Genomic DNA, 20209 nt, shown 5'->3' with positions numbered 1-20209 from the left:
GAGTGGCCTTTCAGCGCTCCATCCTGGACTCGAACTAAGATGTAGTAAATAGAGGCATACCTTAAGGCTTAGTACCGACAAGTGGGGATTATCGGAATCTATCGAGCAATGCTCCATCGATGGTGGTACTTCCGGCTTAGGTCATGAGTAGTAAAGTTTATTGGGCGTAATTGTTTCCTCTATAGCCAGCGGCCTGCGGTGCGTATCGGCTTGAAACAGATCTTCTCCTCGGCGTGGAGAAGTTGAGCTTGTCCCTAGGGTTTCTTGCCAATAATGAGACACGGTTGTAGTTCTACTGCCGGAAGCTGAGTCAATTGCTCGATAGTTTGTCCCGCACCCGTATCCTCGGGTTTACCCCGTGCGACCATGAGTCCCAAGAAGCTTTCTTCCCCTGCTGACTTACCCGCCTATGCAGACCACCAAGCCTTCATCCGCGTCTTCCAGTACAAACCGCTTAACCAGTTCGATCAATTGATCTGTGTGCACGGGGATCGGGGCCAGGGCACCCGATGCGAGATGGCCCATCTGAAAATTTCAGTCTCGGCCTACGAGGCCATTGCCGAGCACTTCCTCCTCGCAGAGCGCGAATCCAATCTGATCCGTAGTAACTACTTGTTCTTTGGGCAGGTCCCCTCTCTGGTGCAGCATTCGCCTGTCCTGGCTTCCGCCCCCGAGTAAGCAGAAGAGCGCGCAGGGCCCCCCTGCCCTATTCTTACCATCTGGACCATACTTGGATATTTGGTTGGTAGAGCTGAGTATCACACTTCCAGGCCCCGTTTAACTTATGTGACAGGGGTTTAAGTTGTGGAATAGCTAATATCTAGACGACAGTGTTTGGGTAGTGCGATTGAAGTACTGGTAATAAATGGGCAGCTTGAGCGTAGTGCGTAAGTGTTGTAAATATTGCTTAGTCTTCAAGTTTATATCCTGGTGCGTGACGATGACGAGAGTACTCGCCTTGACCTTATTATGAAAGTAGCAGTATTCCATTATTTGTCCTAACGCTTCTCGGATCGAAACTCTGACGGACGGGTAGGTTTTAATCTCGTAGAAAGTAAGGCCACTGCCGGTATTCACGACTATGTCAATACTAGTGCTATTATACCCTCCTGGGTGCTCTTGCGTGACATTGGCTGCACCATAATCTATTCGTAGCACGGCAGCCAGCTCGTCACTTAACAGCTTATGCAGAAACTTGATCTGTTTTCTCTTAGCTGGTTGTAAATAAGTACTCGTTTTCAGCGTGGATACTCCTGCACTGGAGGTAGCAGTGGAAGGCATGAAAGCGAAGTCATCCTCTTGATCTTCTGTTACCTGGTAAGCCTCTTTAAAAATGCTGAAGTTGTAGCGCGAATGCTCAACAACTGGATGAGAAGCGGCTAGTTCGATATACGGTTCGTTTACAACCAGTTCCTCAGGCATAAACTTGACGTTGAAAAGCTTGACACCCTTCCAATGGGAAAAGCCCGATTCATCCGCGCCGGAAGCCTTAATCTCCCTTTCCATCTCGGCCAGCCAGCCATTCTGTCGGTACTGATCCTCTACCTCCTTTGCCTCTTCCTCCGTTAAGACCATAAGATTGGTGATCTCCCCCACCCAGTATCGCTTCTTGGTATCACGGTTCATGGTGTACAACCAGACATCGAACGTAGCACCCGCATGGTGTTGCTGATTCCGACGCACTGGCTCCAAAAAGCCATAGTGATAACCATTTAGGAGCCGATTGGTATCAAAGAGCCACTCTTCATGGCCATACCCATGTTTACCCTCATGCGTGCTGCTATCGGTACTTTTGCCAGACGGGCCTGAAGGTTGCATCCAACCCATACTGTTCCAAGCGAGCCGCGCGATTCGTTTTCTGGGTAATCCTGGGAAGATAACGTCTATATCGTCCTCGCGTTTTACTTGAATCAGTGAATTCCACCAGTTCCCTGCACCTACTCCTGCGGGTTTACTTCCACGGAACAGAGGGGGATTATAATCCCATTGTACCCCCAATTCACCTGTTGCAATAAGGCTGGTATCTGTGACGGTACCCACTTTCAAGATCTGAATGATACCGTTTTTCCTGTCTAGAGCTCGGACACAGATTCTGTCATTGATTTTTACTTTTCTCAACAGCCTGTAAATCTTCGCGCCTTCTCCTTCTGCTAAGTTGTGATCAGTCGCCCAACGGTTCTTTAGGGTGAAATCGTCCAGCATATTCTGATCCTGGTTTACACCAAAGAGATAAGCACCCGCCCAGTACTTAACAGGTACATGTGTAGCTACTGCCTGGGCTGACTTAAACAGAACATGGTACCCTAGCTTCTCAATGTATCGTCTGGAGCTATCATTGCTATGCACCTCGCCCGGCTTCAATGGGGTTGAAGTAAAAGTGCTCGCTAGCTGTACCGTATACATGAATTGGTACAATTTACCTCTGTAGCAAATCCAATACTCACTCCACTGATGGTCTTTGGGTACTTCTTCCGCGTCTATCTTTTTTAGGGCGTTCGCGATATGCTGAGACTTGATAAATGCTAACTGATGATTCATGGATACAGATGTAGAGAGGCAATAACTATAAGTGTGCTGCTGAAAGTAGTAATATCCTACATGTAATCCTGTAGGCTTGTGTCATCAACCTAAAGACGTTCCTCCTTAGAATGAAACCTGCATCCTAATGGCCGGAAACGGGTTACCGGATAGGGGTGATTCCTGAGTGTCCAGTTGGCATGCTAGTCTATTGACTAGTGGAACTGTCCCAATAGGTAGAATAGTCTCGTATCAACTAGCCCACATAGCAGAGCTACGTGTCTGTCTAAACTGACCCCTTACTGCTGCTTGATGAGCCACTCTTCCCCGTTCCGCTCCGCGAGGGTAAAGCCGTCCTGTAGGTAGACCTGCTGCAGGTGCTTCTCAAAAGTATCAGCCCGCTTTTGGCGCAGAGCATAAGGCCCGGGGTTTTCATACATGCTCTGCACCTCGCTCAAGCGGAAGGCTATCTCAGTCTTTCTCTCAGCTACTTTAGGTAGCTCCTTCTTAGCCGACTGACGTGGCTTACTTGCCAGGTTATAATCATCCAGCAAATATTTATCGACTAAAGCCTTATAAATAGCGCCTGCTGGTTTTTTGATCTTCCCTTTTCTAAACTGGCTCTCAACAATGCGGACTACAAAGGCGATGTAGCCTACGTCATATTCTCCATTTTCTAATTGGCTAGCAATAGAAGTGATACTACGTTGACTAACGCCAACTTGTAATAAAGCATCCGCCCATTCTGCTGCTCCTGGCAACGTCTTTTTTGTAGCAGATGCAGCCAGTTGCTGAAATAGAAACTTGATACGTGCAACAGTTTTTCCTTCTCTTTCTAGCTCGTATGTGAAGGGAATATCAGTAGCAGCTATTTCACTTTGCGCCTTATCTAACACACGGGCCTTAAAATTAGAGAAGCGCGGGTATTCATCCTCTTCTATGCCTAACACGAACCGTAAATCTTCTACGCTCATCGTGCGGCGGCCGAAGTCCGCATACTCCTTAAGTAGCCAGTAAATACGTAATGACTGAGGGCTTTTAAGCTTAAGCACCTGCTGCATTTCGGCAGTAGTGAAGTTACCACTTTCCCGAAGCTGTAACAGATAGGGCATTATCTTAGGGTTGAAGCTTGCTATCACGCCACCTAGATCTGCTCGATAGCCTGCTTCAGCCATAAGCGGAATGTAAGTATAGCTAGGCTTACGACGGCGCTTACGAGTCTTCTCTTCCAGCTCTTCTATGTAGAGAGTAAAGGATGCTAAGCCTTTGCACATTTCGTCTACCTGCTCATAAGCTGAACCTCCTCGGCGTTCGAATACCAATTCATCCAACGGAATAAAGTGCTCTTTAAAGTCAACATCCTCAAAATCTATCCGCGATAAAAGTGCCACAAACAGACGCATTTGTAGCGGCACAAGACTAAATCGCGCATTTATAAGAGCATTATGCTGAGCAACTCTTTTGTCAGGGGTAGGCTCCATGAAGTAACAACGTCTTTTTTGTAGCAGATGGGTTGTAGAAACGGCTATTCTGTAGCAGAATCACGTCTTTTTTGTAGCAAGTCAACGTCTTTTTTGTAGCAGATAACGTCTTTTTTGTAGCAGATACCCCTTGTTATTAGGTGATAATCAGATAGATATGAGCCCTATAATACTCTTTAATTAGAGTAATAAAAAAAAGACTAGTTGTGCTTTTAAGTAACGTCTTTTTTGTAGCAGATAGATTTAACCCCCTGGGTATAAAAAAGCCCATTTCCGCTTCAAAATCAGCGTTTTTATGCTTTTTTATACTCCTATGACTGGAGTTTTTTATTCTTCTGAAGTAGTTTCTGTAACTGCTCTTCAGGTAAGCTTTTGTTGGCACTTTCCAGCTTATCTAGTAGCTCACTAACTACTTGCTCAATTTGCTGTCGAACAACAAATCCAGGCTCCCAATACTCAGCTTGCTTAAGGCGTAAATAGGTTTTGCGATGTAGATAAGTACTGAATTGTACCCATTCATTTGCCATTGCTTCTGTTGGAGTCACTGGAGCAACGCTTTTTGTATCCGCATCAGGTACCGATGAAGAAGCAGGTACCTCATCCATGCCGTATAGGGAAGTAGCGTCAATAACAGGACGTGTTGTCTTTGCTGTAAAGTTGCGTTTAGGCGTGCTACTCATAGTCTTGCTAATATTTCATCTGTGAGAGAAGTGTAATCAACTGCACCATTACTATCTGGAGCATAAGCTAAGATTGGTTCGTGCATAGCTTGAGCCTCACTTAACTTGTTGTTTTGCCGGATGCTGACATTCATTACTAAAGGCGCCAGCTGTTCATCTTCATTAATTAGATCAACATACTGGTGGTGCATAGATGAACGATAGCTGGAAGAGTATTTAGTAAAGAAGATCCCTCCTACCTTAAGCTTTTGATTATAGTGCTTTCGTACTCGAACACATGCTTGCAATAAGGAGGTGAGCCCATTGTAGCCGAAGTACTCTGGTTGCATAGGAACGAAAACAGCATCAGAAGCGATTAGGGCAGAATAGGTGATACCTCCTAGTGAAGGAGGAGTATCAATAAGACAATAGTCAAACTCGCTTTCTATTGACTCTAGAGCCTCCCTTAAAACGAACTCTAGGCCAGAGCTGCCGGCCATCAGCTTTTCTACCATCTGCAGACGAGGAGAAGCAGCTATGAGGTGTAACTTCTCCCCTACCTCTTCCATTAGTTCAGCAATTGGCACCTTACCATCGCTTTCTAATAACTCTCCCAAATGCCTACTCCCTTGTCTGTCAAAAGACATAGAAAGGTTTGTTTGCGAATCGCTATCAATTAGTAATACTCTTGAGCCACGGCTGGCTAGAACTTGACCTACATTCAGTGTAGATGTCGTCTTGCCTACTCCTCCTTTGTGGTTGGCAAAGCATATGGTCTTCATCAAAGAGGCCTAGTTAGTTTAAGATATGTCTGGGACATCCCATAAGACACACCAAACATACATAAAAACCTATACAATCATCACTTTTAATAAGTTTATTACACACAATAATTTCAATGTATGTATTGCACTTAATAAGTGTAAAAGATGTGATCTATGTACTACACTCATAATATGTGCTGTATGTTATGAGTGTAGTACATAGATTACGTGTGCTACATTTTGGGCAAATTATTAGTTAGTGGGTCCATTATCTACTCTAGCTTCAATGGCTTGCTGGACAGCAGGTGAAACAGTAGACAGTAGGTCCAGTCCCGTCGCGGCCTCAATGGCGTCCACGCTCGTGCGGTAACCGTCCCAGGCAGAGTTGACGGCATTGTCATTGGGCGTATCTACGGCGATAACCCGCGTCGTGCTCGTGACACGGCCGGCGTCCTTATCACCGACGGGTAGTACTACCACGACTTTCCAGATGCGAGCCGGCACCGTCACGCGGCCCTGATCAATCGTCGTGGCGTACCCGTTTGATCCCGTTCCCCCTTTGCCGTAGGAGCCCATCACCACATATACCTCTTGGGTAGCAGTGACCAGCGTGCGAGTGTAGTTCTCCAGGTTAGCCCAGGTCCGCTGGTTGTTATTCGGTGCCTGCGGGATCATGTTGCTCATCAGGAACGTGGCCGAGTTATCCGCGACGGTGGCCGTGCGGTCAGCCGAGGGCGTATTGTGGCCGCGGTCAAAGCCGGAACCAGAGTAACTCGTGCCCTGCACTGGGTACCACCCCGCGGGCAGTGAGGCATCGGCCCGAAAGTCATCCTGCCGAGCAGCGGAGCCTAGGTCGGCTTGTTCCAGGTGCCAGCTCACCCAGGTGGGCGTACCGCGGTCGCGGTGGTAGGAGAGGGCATACTGGGGCTTCACGAGCAGGTAGTTCTTGGGCTGCCCTACGTCCGTAAGGGCGCCACTGGGATTGCCCAGCGTCAGGTGGACGCTCCCCGCGGCAGTGGAAGGGAAAGGCTGCTCATCGCCACGACAGGACGCCAGCAAAGAGAGTGCTACCAGGGGTAGCGAGCGAAGGAAGGACCGGTTCATCCCGTAAAGATACCCGGCGCGGCTCCGCCACTCCGTCAGCTCGGCGGCCTACTCTCGAATAGATGGGATGCGTGGTCCAGAAAGAGTGAAGAGGCTACCGGTCGCAGGCAGAAGGGTCTAACGTGTTTCGCGGCCTCTAGCACCATGGCCGTGTCCTAGACGACTCCTTGTCCAGCGCAGCCCCTGTGCGTAGCACCTTGACTCCTTAAAAGCAACACAGGCGGTAGAGAGACGCGCCCCTTACCAGCAGACGCAGCGGGGGAGGGGCCGTCGGCCTACAAAGGGAAGTGCCTTCCCAACGGGTGCCGGGCCATAACCAGGCAAGCTCTCCGGCTGGCCACACCACCCGTTCGTCGGGTGCGATCGACTAGGGGTTGATAAAGGTCCCAGTCGCGCTAGCCCTTGCCGCCTGCCGCCAGCTGCCCGCCCTAGCCGGGTTCCACCGGCGGGAAGACGACGGAACACCTCCCCGTTACCCAGGCAAGGAGGCAGACGAAGAGAGCCGTAGCCCCAAGCCGTGAGCCTGGCCGAGACCGGCCGCCGTGGCCGCGCCCCTAGTGTGCCGAAGGCCTGACATCGGGACACTGGCCGATTTCTCTGAAGTGCTAACTCTCCCTTCTCCAGCCGTTTCTACTTCAACTTTAAAAGCTAAAAATTGATTTTGAGCCGAAGGCGAATTCCCCTCTCTACACAAAACATTAGATTCGTTAAGTATCTACAGTTCTATTTATTGCCCCCGAACTCGGGGTAACCCTCCCCCAGCACGGGGCACCCCGCACCGACCAACTACCGCGTGGGTACCCCACCCAGGGCCAGGACAAGCACTAACGGTAAAGTTCTAAAAGCTATCTACCCGCCCTTACTCCGGAGGTCATCCGGTCAAATGGCTCCAAAAGGCCTTTTTGCGAACACGGGTGTAGCCTAGTGGGAGGTGCGATACCTGACAAAGTGCTACTTCAACCTAAAGAAAGATGAAAATGCCCCTGTTTCGGGGTCCGGCAGGGCGAAAAGGCAGCCCAGGGCTCCGGAGGCGATCCGGTCGATTCGCTGGAAACGCCTTTTTTAGCCGGCCCCCTCCCGTCGTTAAGGGAAAGGGCCTAGCATCCGCAGCAAAAAAGGAGTATCCCCTCCGCCATCCGGAGCCCGTTCGGGAGTATCCCCGCCGTGAACCGGTGAAAAAGCGGGAGTATCCCCGACCTTTTTCAGCGAATAAGGACTAGTTGGGCCAAAAAGAGCGCAGAAAAGCGCTCTTTTTGGGTGTTTTTTACCGCTTTTTAACGGGTGTAGCTGATAAAACCGGGGCGTTTTCCAGCGAATCGGTGTCTAAAGCCGGATTTTCTTCGCCGGGTAGCACAACGGAAAGCTCTGGTTGCGCTAACGCCTCCTGCAAAGCCTCTGGCAGCAGCTCGGGGCGGTTGTTGGCTACACACCATTGCAGAAAGAGGAACTGCTGGCGAAAGAATTTTACTTGCTGACTCAGCGCGCGGGCCTGGTACGCGGCCTGCGCGTACTCGTCAAGCAACTGTTGATGCACGACTTCGCGCTGCTGGTAATGCGCGCGCACACTGGCTGCCTCGGCGCCCAGGGGCTGCTGCCCGCGCTCCGTGATCAAGTGCCGCGCATACGTGTTGACCGGGACGCCAGCGCGGTCCGCTTCGGCTTGCAGGGAGGCGTATTCGGTGGCTGTGAACTTGAGGCCAATCTGGGGGCGGTCTTCTTTGTAAGGCATAGTGGCAAAGATGGCGGCTTTCTGTCGGCACAAAAGCTCTACTATCCTTTGAAGCACACCATTAAGTTTAATAGAGAGAGCTGCTGATGGTTCTGTAACGCTCAGGAGAGATAAGGAATTAATCTTCGTATTCCTTGTTGGCAGTGACCACTGTGCTCAGATTGCCTTTTTTAAATTCTAAGGATAAGGCACTATTCTGTCCACATTTACCCGACCACCTCAGATTTACCCTGATACCTCACTCCTTGCAGAACTCCTACTTACATTTTTCTCACAATTATATTTTACTCGTTTACTCATTTTGTAAATCAATTTGGGCCACTACTACAGAAATAGTTATCTCCTTTGTATAATATTACATAGAATATAAGTAACTTATCCAATATTGACTAACGATTTCATCGCTATAACCTCAATTGCTTTAGTGACTATGGCCAATTATAAGGTGTACATATCGTCTACTTACCGTGATTTGGCCCCATATCGCCAAACAGTAATGAAGTCGTTGCAAAAGGCGCCCAACTTCAAAGTTATTGGGATGGAGTACTACACGGCTGAGGATACGCAGCCCCTTGAACGCTGCTTAAAAGACGTGTCTGATTGCGATATCTATATTCTTATTCTTGCCAATCGTTACGGATATGTACTTGATGGGCAAGACTTTTCAATTACGCATCAGGAATACCTAAGAGCAAGAGCACTTAACAAAGTGATTCTGGTATTTAAAGCCGAAAACCGCGATGTACGTTTTCCAGCCGATGACGACGAGGATAATCAGCCCTCTTCGATCCGCAAACAGACAAGGTTAAAGTCACTTAAGGATGAAGTTGGTAGCCTGCACTTATCACACCCTGAAGGATTCACATCTGAGTACCACTTGGCACTGCAAGTAATGGAATCGTTGGTACGCAACCCACGTGTTGATTTTGATGGCGAGTTACCCGAAGATCGTAAAATCTTCTGCGACCGGGCGAATCAGGTTTTTGATTTTTATGACTTTGTCCGAAAAAAGCAGGCGTTTAACGTATTCTTGATTCAGGGACATAGGACGAATTTAGGACGGAGCTTAGTCGACCGGCTGAGCAGATACTACCTCGGCATATCCGACCCTACGCTGATAAGTTACCACGAATTCATAACGGACGCTTCGTACCCTAATTTCAGAAGAAGGCTCATAAATGAGCTTTGTGATAGGCTCCTCCCTAATGATCCTAATCCACCTATTGACCCGGAAAGCTTATTGTCCGATCTCAAGGCCAGCGGTACCCTCGCATTGGCCATGCTATCATTGGTCAGCAATTCGGTTCAATGGCAAAAAGGTTATGAGTTTCTAGATAAAATTTTATTAGAGTTTAAAAATGCTAGCGAGAGGGTAGGAGGGATTCGAGTATTTTGGTTCGTTGTAATCGACACCCCAGATGCTTTACAGCAACAGGTGAATTCAGTAGATATAAAGGCAGCTCCTCCGCTAACAGAGCTCTCCGAAACAGATATAGAAAACTGGCTTCGCACCTATATCATTAGTGATGATGAGATTGTGCTTTCCCTTCAGGAGCTTTGTTTTCCTAATACTTTGAAATCACCTTGCCAGCTTAACATGCGGCAGGCTCAAGAACAAATAAGAGCTTTTATAAACCGTTTCAACTTACGCCGAAAAGCAAGCGATCTACCATTGTTAAGCTTGCTCCCATAACTAAAAAGTAGCTGAACATCCAAATAAACACCTGTTTATGCCACTTGTCCTTCGCCATATATCAGTTGACTTAAATCCCTCTAATTATTTGATGGACACACGTTTACAGCGGGCTGTTGAATTAGCTATTGCCTTAGACAAGCCTCTGCTAGTAAGTGGCGAACCAGGCACGGGCAAAACTCAGCTCGCCCAACATGTAGCCCACATGTTGTCCGAACAAACTCAGGGAAGCGAAGCCTCCTTTTTACCTAAACCGATTGAGTTTTACACGAAATCTACCTCTTTAGCAACCGACCTCTTTTATACGTACGATGCAGTAAGCCACTTTCGCAGTAAGGACCATACTGACACTAGCGCATTTATGGATTTCACAGCTTTAGGCCGCGCCCGTGTACTGGCTCATGGACGGTCCAGTGCAAGCCTGCAAGCACCTCGCATCCAGCCGTTGCTTGCTCGCTGCCCGGAATTAGCTGATAGGCCACAAAGCAGCGTGGTATTAATTGATGAAATTGATAAAGCACCCCGTGAATTTCCAAATGATTTACTTAACGAAATGGAATCAGGGGAGTTCCGAATTCGAGAACTTGACTTCTCCTTAAAAAAAGCACAAAATGATGCGAGAGTGGTGGTGATTCTTACATCTAATTTTGAGAAGAGCTTACCAAATGCATTTCTAAGGCGTTGTGTTTTTTATCATATTCCCTTTCCAGACGATGACCAGCTACTAGATATTGTCAATCTTCGCTTGGGGCTCGATAAGTCACCGGCGGTACGTGAAGCCCTACAACGCTTTAAGTCTTTTCGGGATCAGGCCCGGCAATCTTCAAATAGAGTGCCTTCTACTGCTGAGTTTCTTGACTGGCTACGAGTGCTCAGAGCTGATGGCCTGCTTATAGACGGAGCCTTTCCTCCTGGGCCAGCCCATGTTGCCCGAACTCTTTATGAGTCATCGTTGGTGGTTTTACTAAAGGACGGACTTTCACCTGATAAGGCCAACCCACTGCTAATGTGAGCCCCATCCATTCGAAGCGCAACGATATCATCTGGCCCTTGGCTGATCTTTTCGACGCGTTGCGCCGTGATGGGTTTCAACTGCGTCCGAATGATTACATAGAGATAGATCATGTAATCGACACTTTTAAGCCTCTTTCACTTGCTGATTTGAAGGCAATAATTGCTCCCTTGATTGTTACAAGCGAGGAAGAGCAGGAGAAATTTGATCGCATCTTCGACACCTTACATCAAAAGCCATTCATTCCCGATCCACCAAGGGATCCGGTGCGATGGGGTTTGTTAACAGCGATTATCCTAGGGCTAATTGCATTCCTTTACGCGGCATTTTTATGGCCTGGGCCAAAATTTAGAACGCATGGACATTTAACCGTTCCCTCTATAGGCCCTTGTAAAGTAGGCGATACGCTTGTTTTTTCAGTTGATTCCACCCTTCAAAAGGCCAGGGGACAATTGGCCCGCTGGCAATGGGAAAGCATAGATAATCAGCAATATCCAGACATAATTGAGCCAAAGTTGCGTGTGGTAGCAAAACGCGCTGGCCCGCTCGTTGTAAACTTAAGAAGCCAGCGTGGACATGGCTTACTGTATACTTCTTGGACAGACAGTCTAGGAAGAATTGAAGTTATGGTTTGTGATAAACTACCCGTCGTGCAAATAGACAGTGTACGATTGTCCAACTTACCTCTTCGTTATCGCTTCACGGCTCGCCAGAGTGGGTTTATAAATAAAGTGCAGCTTACCCAATGGCGGCTCAATGGCCGTGTTGTAGGGCTCAACCGGAATGTTTGGGAACATGTATTTCAGGCCGGAACGACACCGGCTTACTACGATATAAGTTTTAAAGCTTTCCCGGACACTTCCCAACGGCTTTGCTTTGGTGAGGCTAAGCTAACTATCGGCGTCTCGCCTCCAGTCGTGCCACCTTTTACGATTGCTGTACGGCAAGAGGGAGAATTAATTGTGCCCAAAACGCGGATTGCATCTGCATATATCTGGGCAATGGGGCTAGTCGGAACCCTTTTTGTAGGATTACTTGGACTTTATCTCCGGCTTGTGGTTCGTGGCTCTTCCAAAAAGCCTGCCCAAACCATTCCTTCCGACAATCCACTGAACAAATTCGGTAGTGATAAACCACCATTAGAAATTCCATTTGAAAACCGCGATGCTGAGTTGATCACCCGCGACCAAGCGTTTTACCGAACGGTACGTCTTTTCCGCCAGCCTACAGAGGGTGAAAATCGTCGATTGCATGTTGCTCAAACTATGCAGGCAACTATGCGTGAAGGTGGCCTCCCAACGCTGGTTTATCAGCCACATCGGACAGAGACTGAATACTTGTTCCTGATAGACCGCAGCCAGGTACGCAGTCAGCAAGTGGCCCTGTTTGAGTATCTATTTCGGGCGTTTATTCAGGAGAATGTTAGCATTGAACGATTTTTTTTTCATAAGTCGTTTGACCAGTTCACTAATGAGGCACAATCTAAGAAACTTAGCCTCCGTCAGTTAGTGGATCGGTTTCGCACCAATACATTAGTAATTTGGGGAGATGGCTATCCGCTGCTTTATCCACCTTATCCAATTGTAGAGCCGTTCATCCGCGATGCGTTAGTCGATTGGAAATCGCGGGCCATACTAACCCCTAACCCCTTCGGTGACTGGGGAACAAAGGAGCGGGCCTTACAAACCGACTTTTTACTCTTACCTGCTGATGTAATCGGACAGCTTCGATTGGTGCAGGCACTGGCAGAGAACCAACTACGCCAAGATGCCTATTTACAACAGGGGAAGGCTTCATATTCTATCGAATATTTAGACCTGAACGAAGTCGAGGAACTGCACGAATATCTTGGCGAAAAACTATTTCAATGGCTGGCCGCAACCGCTATTTATCCGCGAATACGCTGGGAAATATTGGTGGAGATAGGTCGAGCACTGATGCCACCTGAAGTAGTCAATTATACGAATCTGCTCAAATTGGCACGCATCAATTGGATGCATGAGGGGAGCTTTCCCGACTCCACACGTTTAGAATTACTTAAAGGACTAAAGCCTAATAACGAAGCAAAAGCTCGTCAGACGCTGCTACGGATGCTTAACTATTCCGAAAAGTATTTTCCAGGCAAACACTTTTATGACGGCGAGAAGTATCTTTTACAGAACGTTAATCAATTTCTGCTTTATGCCTACAACCCCGAAGCCTACGCATATTACGAACCTGCACAGCAGGAATTTGCAACGTTATATGAAAAAGGTCTTTTTTCCGACGGAGCTATGCTTCATTATCTTGAAAACCCCGCTGGTGATTGGGTGACTTTGCTGTCCTCTACAAAGTCAGTTAAAAATCAGCCATCTAGCTTTAGCCTACAAGATTATTTAGAGGGTCTGCCAATAAAATCGACTGAGAAGCTAGTCGAACCCAGAAAATATTATAAAAGATTTTTATTTGGAGGCGCTATTCTTGCTTTGACAAGTCTTATAGGTTTATGGTATTTGTCCACCAAAAAGCAGAACCAAAATATAGATTGGGAGCAACAAATCCCCATTAACATTGCCTTTGATACCACTGATTGTGTAAATGATAAAAATATTACTAGTGCTTATTCAGGGGACACGGTTCCTTTATCCAAATCAGATTCATACCTATTTAATAAATCGCCGCATTCAAACACACGTTGGACAGTATTACTTGATGACACTACGTTATATATAAGTAAATTATTTAGCACAAGTTTTATACCTCTTCGTCATTCCATGACATTAGGGAGTGATATAACTCATAATTCAGCTACATTACGAACCACTTTAACAGTAAGAGATACAGCAGGAAGGGAGGAGCGACGAAATGTAGATTTCAGCCGGAACACACTTCGAGTCCGAATTAGTTGTACAAATATTCCTCTAAAATCCGTTAGGCCTCTAGTGTATATTCAGTATGCCTCATCTGAGGAGATAGATGAAGTACGGCAACTACAAAAAAGATTGATAACCATTGGTTTTAACGTTCCTGGAATAGAATTTCAAAAGGGGTTTAGCGATGCTAGTCAAGTGAGATACTTTGTAGATCAAGACCGTTTAATGGCTGACTCAGTAGCTCAAATCGTGAAAAGGATTTTCAAGTTAAGCGCTATTAAAATTGTAAAAGTTGCAGGAAGTAAAAGTGCACATTTAGAGGTATGGATGAATAATATTTCATCATTCAGTGGTAAAGAAAACTCTTCATCGGATCAGATATCTAAGCGGATAATGCCTAAAAAATCCTTGAAAGGCAGTGGTGCTTTGACGGTACTATCTACTGACACTTCAAACGGGTTACATACCGAAAGAACACCAATTAAAACCATAGAAGGACCATTTTCTACTGAGGATAAAAAGCTCGAAAAAAATCAACGGCGGTTGGCTCTAGTAATAGGCAATAAGGATTATCAATTTCAGAGACGACTAATGTATCCTGTAAAGGATGCTTACGCAATGCAATCATTCCTGGAAAAATCAGGGTTCGAAGTTTATCTGCTTACTAATGGAAGTTTGAGAAGCATGCAATCAGCATTTCAGTCTTTTTTTGACAATATTAGGAAAAATGATATAGCTTTAATTTATTATGGTGGAGATGCTTTTATCTTAAATGGTGAAAACTATTTAGTCCCTATTGATGCTGATTTAAAATTCAAAAAATCAGTGCCCTTTACATGCCTTCCCCTTAATAACATCATAACCAGGTTTAATGAAGCGCAAAGCAGCACAAATCTATTGATTTTGGATGCTTGTAGACCAGTAATACTAGCAGATAGTACTTATTCAAAAAGTGACACCTACAACGGGATGGCTGAAATCAAGCCTCCGCGTGAAGGGGTTGTCGCTTGGTCGTCCTCACTTGGCGGTTATGCCTATGAAAATTCCAGCATACAAGGCGGTGTCTATACAGTGGCTTTGCTAAAAGCTTTGCAAATTCCTGGATTATCCTTTTTAGAAATTCTTAATCGTGTAAGATCGGATGTTGAAAAGATGTCAGATGGAAAACAGGTTCCAAATTATATTAGCTCTCTTTCTTCAGACTTCTACTTTTACCCGAAACAGCCTGTAAAGACGAGAGATTAGTTCAAATACTAATGTTTCATATTTATATTAAGAGGTTTATTAATATTACGCTTTATCAAGAGTTATAACGAATTGATGAACGGTGTACGTGTTAGCCGCTGTGGTTAAACTAGACTTTGGCGTCTTGGCCAGTAATCCAGTTAGCGGCGATATGGATAGCGGCTTCGAGGGCTTACCACGTGCGAACCTAGGCTTGGCGCAGCTTCGTTTTGAGCTTGCTCCAGGGCGGCTCAACCGACGTAAAGTCGGGCGAGTAAGGCGGCAGAAACAGCACCTTGACGCCGCGCCGGGCCAGTTCTTGCAGCAGCCCTTTAAGCTTGTGCCCAGGCAGGTTATTCGAGGACCAGCACTTCGGCGCGGCGCAATTGTGGGCCCAACATGTGGCCCATGTAGAAAGCGAAGCGGCGCTTATTTGAGGCTGCGACAAATAGTATGCTGGGCCGTCAGCCCACGCAAGCCCAGCGCTCCAATTAATATCAGCGTCTGGCCTCGTTTGAGCGGCACGGCTCCAGTCTCGCGCTGGCTGTGCAGCGCCGGCCCGTAGCATCGGCAGCAATCTAGGCGTAGGCCTGTCTCGTCAAATAAGTACAAGCGGAGCACATCCGCCCGGCCTGCGATGTGCTCCAAGTGCTGGCGCTGCATCACGCGTACCCACTCCGTTTCACGTTCGGTAGCGTGCAGGCTTTTTTGCGGCGTAGCCCGTGCTCCTGCAGTACAGACCAGAGACAGTTCTGGTCCACCAGGCATCATTAACCTTAGCCAGTGTGGCATCGGGGTGCTGGCCTACATACTCCACTAGCCAGGTAAGGGAGCTAGCGAGCCGGTTTGCCGCGCGTGTGTCAGGAGTTTGGACACGAACGAGTAGCTTACGCCAAAGCGGTCGCACACCTGCTGTCGGGTAGTGCCGTGCGCACCTCTGGCAGGTGTGCGACCGCTTTGGCGTAAGACATTGGAGTACGGGTGCATACTCTCTCAAACGACGACGCTAGTAAACCGTTCGAGAAAGCGCTATAAAACAACCAAATGATTAAGACTGTGATGGGCAATCACTTATTAACCTATCATGAGCTAAAATTTTACTAACAGCGACTTCGTATGAATCACATTTTTTGTCTTTGCACATCGCTATATTATTTATAGATCCATTGTTAAAATTCATTAATAAATACATTTCATTTATTTCAAGCTCTATGGGCAAATCAATAATCTTAATGAAAGCACTCCACCTTGCATGAATGCTCGTTATATCCTTGGGTGGGAAAACCAATATTAGCTTGTTCAATAAGTTATAATTCTTAATCTTCTTAAATTCTAATTCTAAACTATTTGTATTACCTAATATTGCAACTACATACTTTGACTCGGTTAATAAAGCATCAATTTGATCCATCCAAGAACTATCGTCATAATAGTCTCTTGCAGCACCTAATGGAGGCAATTTCTCTTTTGGATTGCCGATTGCAATAACCGGCCCTGATAAAGACAGTCTTCTGCATAGCGTTTCTTCAAGGGTTGGAATAGGGCTTAGCCATTGAGTTAGCTTAAATCCCTTGCCCCGCTCTAGTTTTAAAGCATCGTCTTGAAACGAACGAATAAGAAGGATTGGCGGACGAACGTCTTTGCCTCTGGTTTCTAGAATAGTGTTGGTTAAATGTCGTTTTGATAAAACAACGAGTTTGCGACCATATTTAATGCCAAAACCGGATACAATTAGTCCTATTAAATTATAGCCGAAATAGCCAAAAGTAGCCGATACTCCCCCTGCTACAAATGCTATCGCAGATACAGCAATAAAACAATACGATAAGATTAATAACCCAAGCGCTATCAAAATTTTTAACAAACTCTTATTTTTTAGAACAACACTTTTTCTCTTGTTTTTAAAAGACTTGAATTCTTGAATTTCATTTTTGTAAACTAATACTGCCTTTACTGCCCGATAAAATGGATACATTAATAGCAGGCACATTAAAATTGCACTCCATAAAGGAATTCCTGTATTATCAGTTGCATAATTAGGATTAATTTTTTGTTTGAATTTAATTAATTCGATAGATTCTTCGTCATTTGGACCATTAGATAAAACACCAACCATGACCGCAGTGCATAGACAAAGAATATATAATGACATTAGCAATACCGATAATTTTTGCCCTCTACTAGCAAAAAAAACTATTACGAGGTAGACTACCGTTACAGTAACAGCTATTACACTATTGGCATCTTTATTCAGCATGACCAGCGTTGGGACGAGTAGAGGAAAGGCCATAAATAGCCCAATGCTTGCTGCAGTAGTAATACTCCTTGTAGCCCAAACATGGTTTGTTACGTGTATTATCATACTGAATAAAATTCAATGAGTGAGTCCGATTCGCAGCAGATCATACAGCACACTCGGGAGCATAAGCGCCAAAAGAATAGAATAAGCTATTAGTGAAATTTCGCCCTCGAATGTTCAATTGTCAGGCCATTGGCGAATGCCTTTGCCAATTCAGCTTTAATGGTCTGAATCCATAGTCCCTCATTGGCCGGGTATGTGCCTACCTTCCCATTCAGCATGGGTAGATTCTCGCTGCCTTTGTGGTGAATGCCAATAAGCTCCCACTGACGGTTGAAGACGGGACTGCCCGAGCTGCCCCCGACCGTGGGGGTACGGTAATGAATCCGCGGGTCTTGATGGTCCACTAATTCGTTGCCCTGTAAGGACACACTGAGTGTGCCCCCGGCAGGGTGGCCTATGATGTAGATCCGCTGTTGCGCGTCCCCCACCAAGGGCAAGGCTTTGGCCAAAGGATACGGCACCACTTCTTTGACGAGCTTCCGCAAGCGGTCGGTCTCTTCGGGGGCAAAAAGCAGAATCGAGGTGTCCAGTGCGGTGGGAGGCGATGACCAGAGCAACTGGCCGACCTGATACTCCTCGTCGGGGTTCAGGGCTTCGAAAATGATGACTGCCTCCTGAGGTCGCAGGGCTTCGGTTTGGGCCGGGTCCTCACTGACCACGTGGGCGTTGGTGAGCACGACCAACTGCCCCTTCAGTTGGGGGTGAAGACTTTCACCCCACAACAAAAATCCGGTGCCCACCCCTTGGCTAGCGTCCCGGCCGATGCGCGCTACGGCCAAGCACCGGGCCGCGCCTTTCATGTACCATTTGTAGGTGTTGAAGGTGTCCGAGCCAAACACTTTCTCGTACACCTGCGAGGTATTGGCTTCTTCCCGCTGGTGTTGGTGAAGCTCCGCCACCGTCATCACGACCTGTCCTCCTTCCCGTGCCAGCAAAGAGGCCTGCAGTATGGGAAGGATATGCTTGGCCATATCTGGGTTGCGCTCCACTTGCCACACCTCCGTGAACTGTCGCAGCGTCCCGGCGATCTCAAACGCGTCAGCGGAGGGCTGGTTTATGTACCGCTCGACCCAGCGCAAGGCCTCCGTGGGGGAAGGCAAGGCCAGGCACGCTTCCGCGGCAATGGCAAAAGCCCAAGTGTCGGCCAGGCCCTTGTCGTATTGCTCGGTAACCCGCTCCAGCAGATTCCGCGCGAGCTGGTGGGGTTCGGCTATTCCCGCCAGCCCAATCCCGTCGCGCTCCGCCCGAAAAAGCAGAGCTACCACGTTGATGCCGTGCCAGAGATTCGCCTCCGGGGCCTCCGCGTACGCGGTCAGGTACGCAAAGACGGCTTGCCTCAGGTGCTGCCGCACGTGCGGGTTTTCGGTCCCCGCAGCGTTGACATACAGCTGCTTGTGCACGCGCCCGATCAAGCCCTGGGCTTCGGAGTGCTCCTTCGCGGCCTCCATATTGTTCCCGGCCACACCAGCCGCGGTGAGCAAGTTCGCCAGCACGGCCAGGGCCGCGGTGAGGCACCCTTGGTCTATAAGGGCCTGTGCATGCTGCAGCTGTATCTTGAGGGTGCCGCGTTCGGTTTGCAGCAGCGCGTCGCTGACTCGTTGCTGCAGCCCAAACATGCGCTTGCTGCACAGCAGGGCCAGCACCTTCTCGGCTTCGCTGGGGGGGAACGAATCGGGGCGCGCGTACAGCCACGCAATCAGTTCTTCGCCCAGGGCTACCGTGCCCGGGGCGTCGAATGTGCGCAGCGATTCGGAAAGCGCGCACACGAACTCGATTGGACTGCGGGTCATGGCGGCGCACTTAAAAGCCGAGTTGTTGGGAGAGCGCGACGCGTAACTGCGGTCCCGCGAAGTACTTGGAGATGTTGTGCCGCCAAGAGCCCCAATTTGCCTCCTGAATGACCTGAACCACCTCCTTGCCTCCTTGGAGAAAGTCATCGGCGATGTTCCCGTCAAATCCGGTGACGGGGTCCAGCCGATCGTACACGCTTACCCACGAGCCCTCCACTTTTCGAGGAAACCCGTTTTCCGTAGGAAACCGTCGGCTGGAGGCTCCGTCCGGGATGAGCTGATCCTGCACTTCGTCCAAGCCCAAGGGGCTTCCGATGGTCATGAGCGCATCCACGGATGGGCAACCCTCCACGCGCGTGAGGCAGTCGTAGGCAATCACCGTCCCCATGCTGTGGCTGACGACCACGTGGGGACCGGGCTTCGTCGCCCCTTCCTGCAGTGCTGCCAGCAAACGTGCGCGAATCTCGTCTCGCACTCGGTACGTGTCGCCCATGCGGGGGCTGAAGCTTTCGTTGAACAGATAGTGGTGCACGTCCCGCAGGAACTGCTTCATGATCCGGCGCTTGACAAACCAGGGCAGAGGAATGCGTTCCAGGGTTTCGTTCACCTCGGCTTTCGGCGGAGTGAACGTGTCGTTGACTAGCACGTCAAAGTTGAGCTTGGCGGCCAGTGAATCCACCATGCGTTGCTCCTTGCCGCGCAAGTGCTGCCGCCACGCCATATCCGGGTCCCCCCCCGCTTCCGGCCCGGCGGCCACCACTCCCTCAAACTCCTCCTCCTGCAGCGCCTCTTCTTCGATGGAGGGGCCTTCCAACGGCTTGTCGTACAAGACGTCGGCCCAGTATACCATGGACGAGGTAACTCCCAGGGAATCCAAATCCACCACCACGTCGTGCGCAGGATAGTCTTTCGCGAGAGCTTGGCGCCAAATGGCATGCAATTTAGCGGCCTCGGGCTTGTTGGAAATGCCGTGAATGAAGGTGATGTGTGCCATTTGAATGTTAGAGAAGTTGTATTATCAA

At 48.2% G+C, this 20209-nt stretch carries 14 protein-coding genes; 4 read left to right on the top strand and 10 right to left on the bottom strand.

From position 1 onward, the window contains the following. Positions 1-366 precede the first annotated feature (366 nt). Positions 367-678: a hypothetical protein gene (locus CFT68_RS20865; RefSeq protein ID WP_088845628.1), complete on the top strand. Its 312-nt coding sequence runs from the start codon at positions 367-369 to the stop codon at positions 676-678. A 135-nt stretch (positions 679-813) separates the two neighbouring features. Here the strand turns inward: CFT68_RS20865 and CFT68_RS20860 are convergent, their stop codons facing one another. The 6 genes from CFT68_RS20860 to CFT68_RS20835 all read right to left on the bottom strand — a co-directional run bounded on the left by CFT68_RS20860 (position 814) and on the right by CFT68_RS20835 (position 8254). Beyond that, entirely contained in the window at positions 814-2538 is a 1725-nt protein-coding gene (locus CFT68_RS20860) for a hypothetical protein (protein WP_088845627.1), read from the bottom strand. A gap of 278 nt (positions 2539-2816) precedes the next feature. After that, entirely contained in the window at positions 2817-3998 is a 1182-nt protein-coding gene (locus CFT68_RS20855; protein WP_088845626.1) for a replication initiation protein, read from the bottom strand. 311 nt (positions 3999-4309) lie between these two features. Then, positions 4310-4678 (bottom strand): hypothetical protein, encoded by a 369-nt coding sequence (locus CFT68_RS21675; RefSeq protein ID WP_141106665.1) that lies wholly within the window; start codon positions 4676-4678, stop codon positions 4310-4312. Then, on the bottom strand, positions 4675-5439 hold the full coding sequence (locus CFT68_RS20845; RefSeq protein ID WP_088845624.1) for a ParA family protein: 765 nt from the start codon (positions 5437-5439) through the stop codon (positions 4675-4677). Before CFT68_RS20845 ends, CFT68_RS21675 begins: the two co-directional genes overlap by 4 nt. A 234-nt stretch (positions 5440-5673) precedes the next feature. Then, positions 5674-6525, bottom strand: a complete 852-nt coding sequence (locus CFT68_RS20840; RefSeq protein WP_088845623.1) for a DNA/RNA non-specific endonuclease — start codon at positions 6523-6525, stop codon at positions 5674-5676. Between the two features lie 1264 nt (positions 6526-7789). Further along, the gene (locus tag CFT68_RS20835; RefSeq protein WP_088845622.1) at positions 7790-8254 is read right to left on the bottom strand and encodes a hypothetical protein; all 465 of its coding nucleotides are present in this window, start codon (positions 8252-8254) and stop codon (positions 7790-7792) included. Positions 8255-8684: 430 nt separating this feature from the next. Here CFT68_RS20835 and CFT68_RS20830 point away from each other — a divergent pair, with 430 nt between their 5' ends. From CFT68_RS20830 to CFT68_RS20820, 3 genes are all read left to right on the top strand, one after another. Further along, positions 8685-9947: a DUF4062 domain-containing protein gene (locus tag CFT68_RS20830; protein ID WP_088845621.1), complete on the top strand. Its 1263-nt coding sequence runs from the start codon at positions 8685-8687 to the stop codon at positions 9945-9947. A 91-nt stretch (positions 9948-10038) separates the two neighbouring features. Then, a complete protein-coding gene (locus tag CFT68_RS20825; protein ID WP_170934887.1) occupies positions 10039-10959 on the top strand; it encodes an AAA family ATPase in 921 nt (306 codons plus the stop codon). Between the two features lie 38 nt (positions 10960-10997). Beyond that, positions 10998-15056: a caspase family protein gene (locus tag CFT68_RS20820; protein ID WP_141106663.1), complete on the top strand. Its 4059-nt coding sequence runs from the start codon at positions 10998-11000 to the stop codon at positions 15054-15056. A gap of 187 nt (positions 15057-15243) precedes the next feature. On the opposite strand, the gene CFT68_RS22465 is transcribed toward CFT68_RS20820, so the two are convergent. From CFT68_RS22465 to CFT68_RS21880, 4 genes are all read right to left on the bottom strand, one after another. Then, the gene (locus CFT68_RS22465; RefSeq protein ID WP_394340125.1) at positions 15244-15603 is read right to left on the bottom strand and encodes a transposase; all 360 of its coding nucleotides are present in this window, start codon (positions 15601-15603) and stop codon (positions 15244-15246) included. A gap of 480 nt (positions 15604-16083) precedes the next feature. Further along, on the bottom strand, positions 16084-17325 hold the full coding sequence (locus tag CFT68_RS20805) for a hypothetical protein (RefSeq protein WP_141106661.1): 1242 nt from the start codon (positions 17323-17325) through the stop codon (positions 16084-16086). Between the two features lie 161 nt (positions 17326-17486). Next, positions 17487-19187 (bottom strand): serine protease, encoded by a 1701-nt coding sequence (locus tag CFT68_RS20800; RefSeq protein ID WP_170934885.1) that lies wholly within the window; start codon positions 19185-19187, stop codon positions 17487-17489. Positions 19188-19197: 10 nt separating this feature from the next. Continuing rightward, entirely contained in the window at positions 19198-20181 is a 984-nt protein-coding gene (locus CFT68_RS21880; RefSeq protein ID WP_170934884.1) for a lipase family protein, read from the bottom strand. Between the last annotated feature and the right edge of the window lie 28 nt (positions 20182-20209).

Source organism: Hymenobacter gelipurpurascens (genome assembly GCF_900187375.1).
GTDB classification, from domain to species: Bacteria; Bacteroidota; Bacteroidia; order Cytophagales; family Hymenobacteraceae; genus Hymenobacter; species Hymenobacter gelipurpurascens.
The sequence above is the reverse complement of the archived record's forward strand: the minus strand, read 5'-3'. Positions and strand labels throughout refer to the sequence as shown.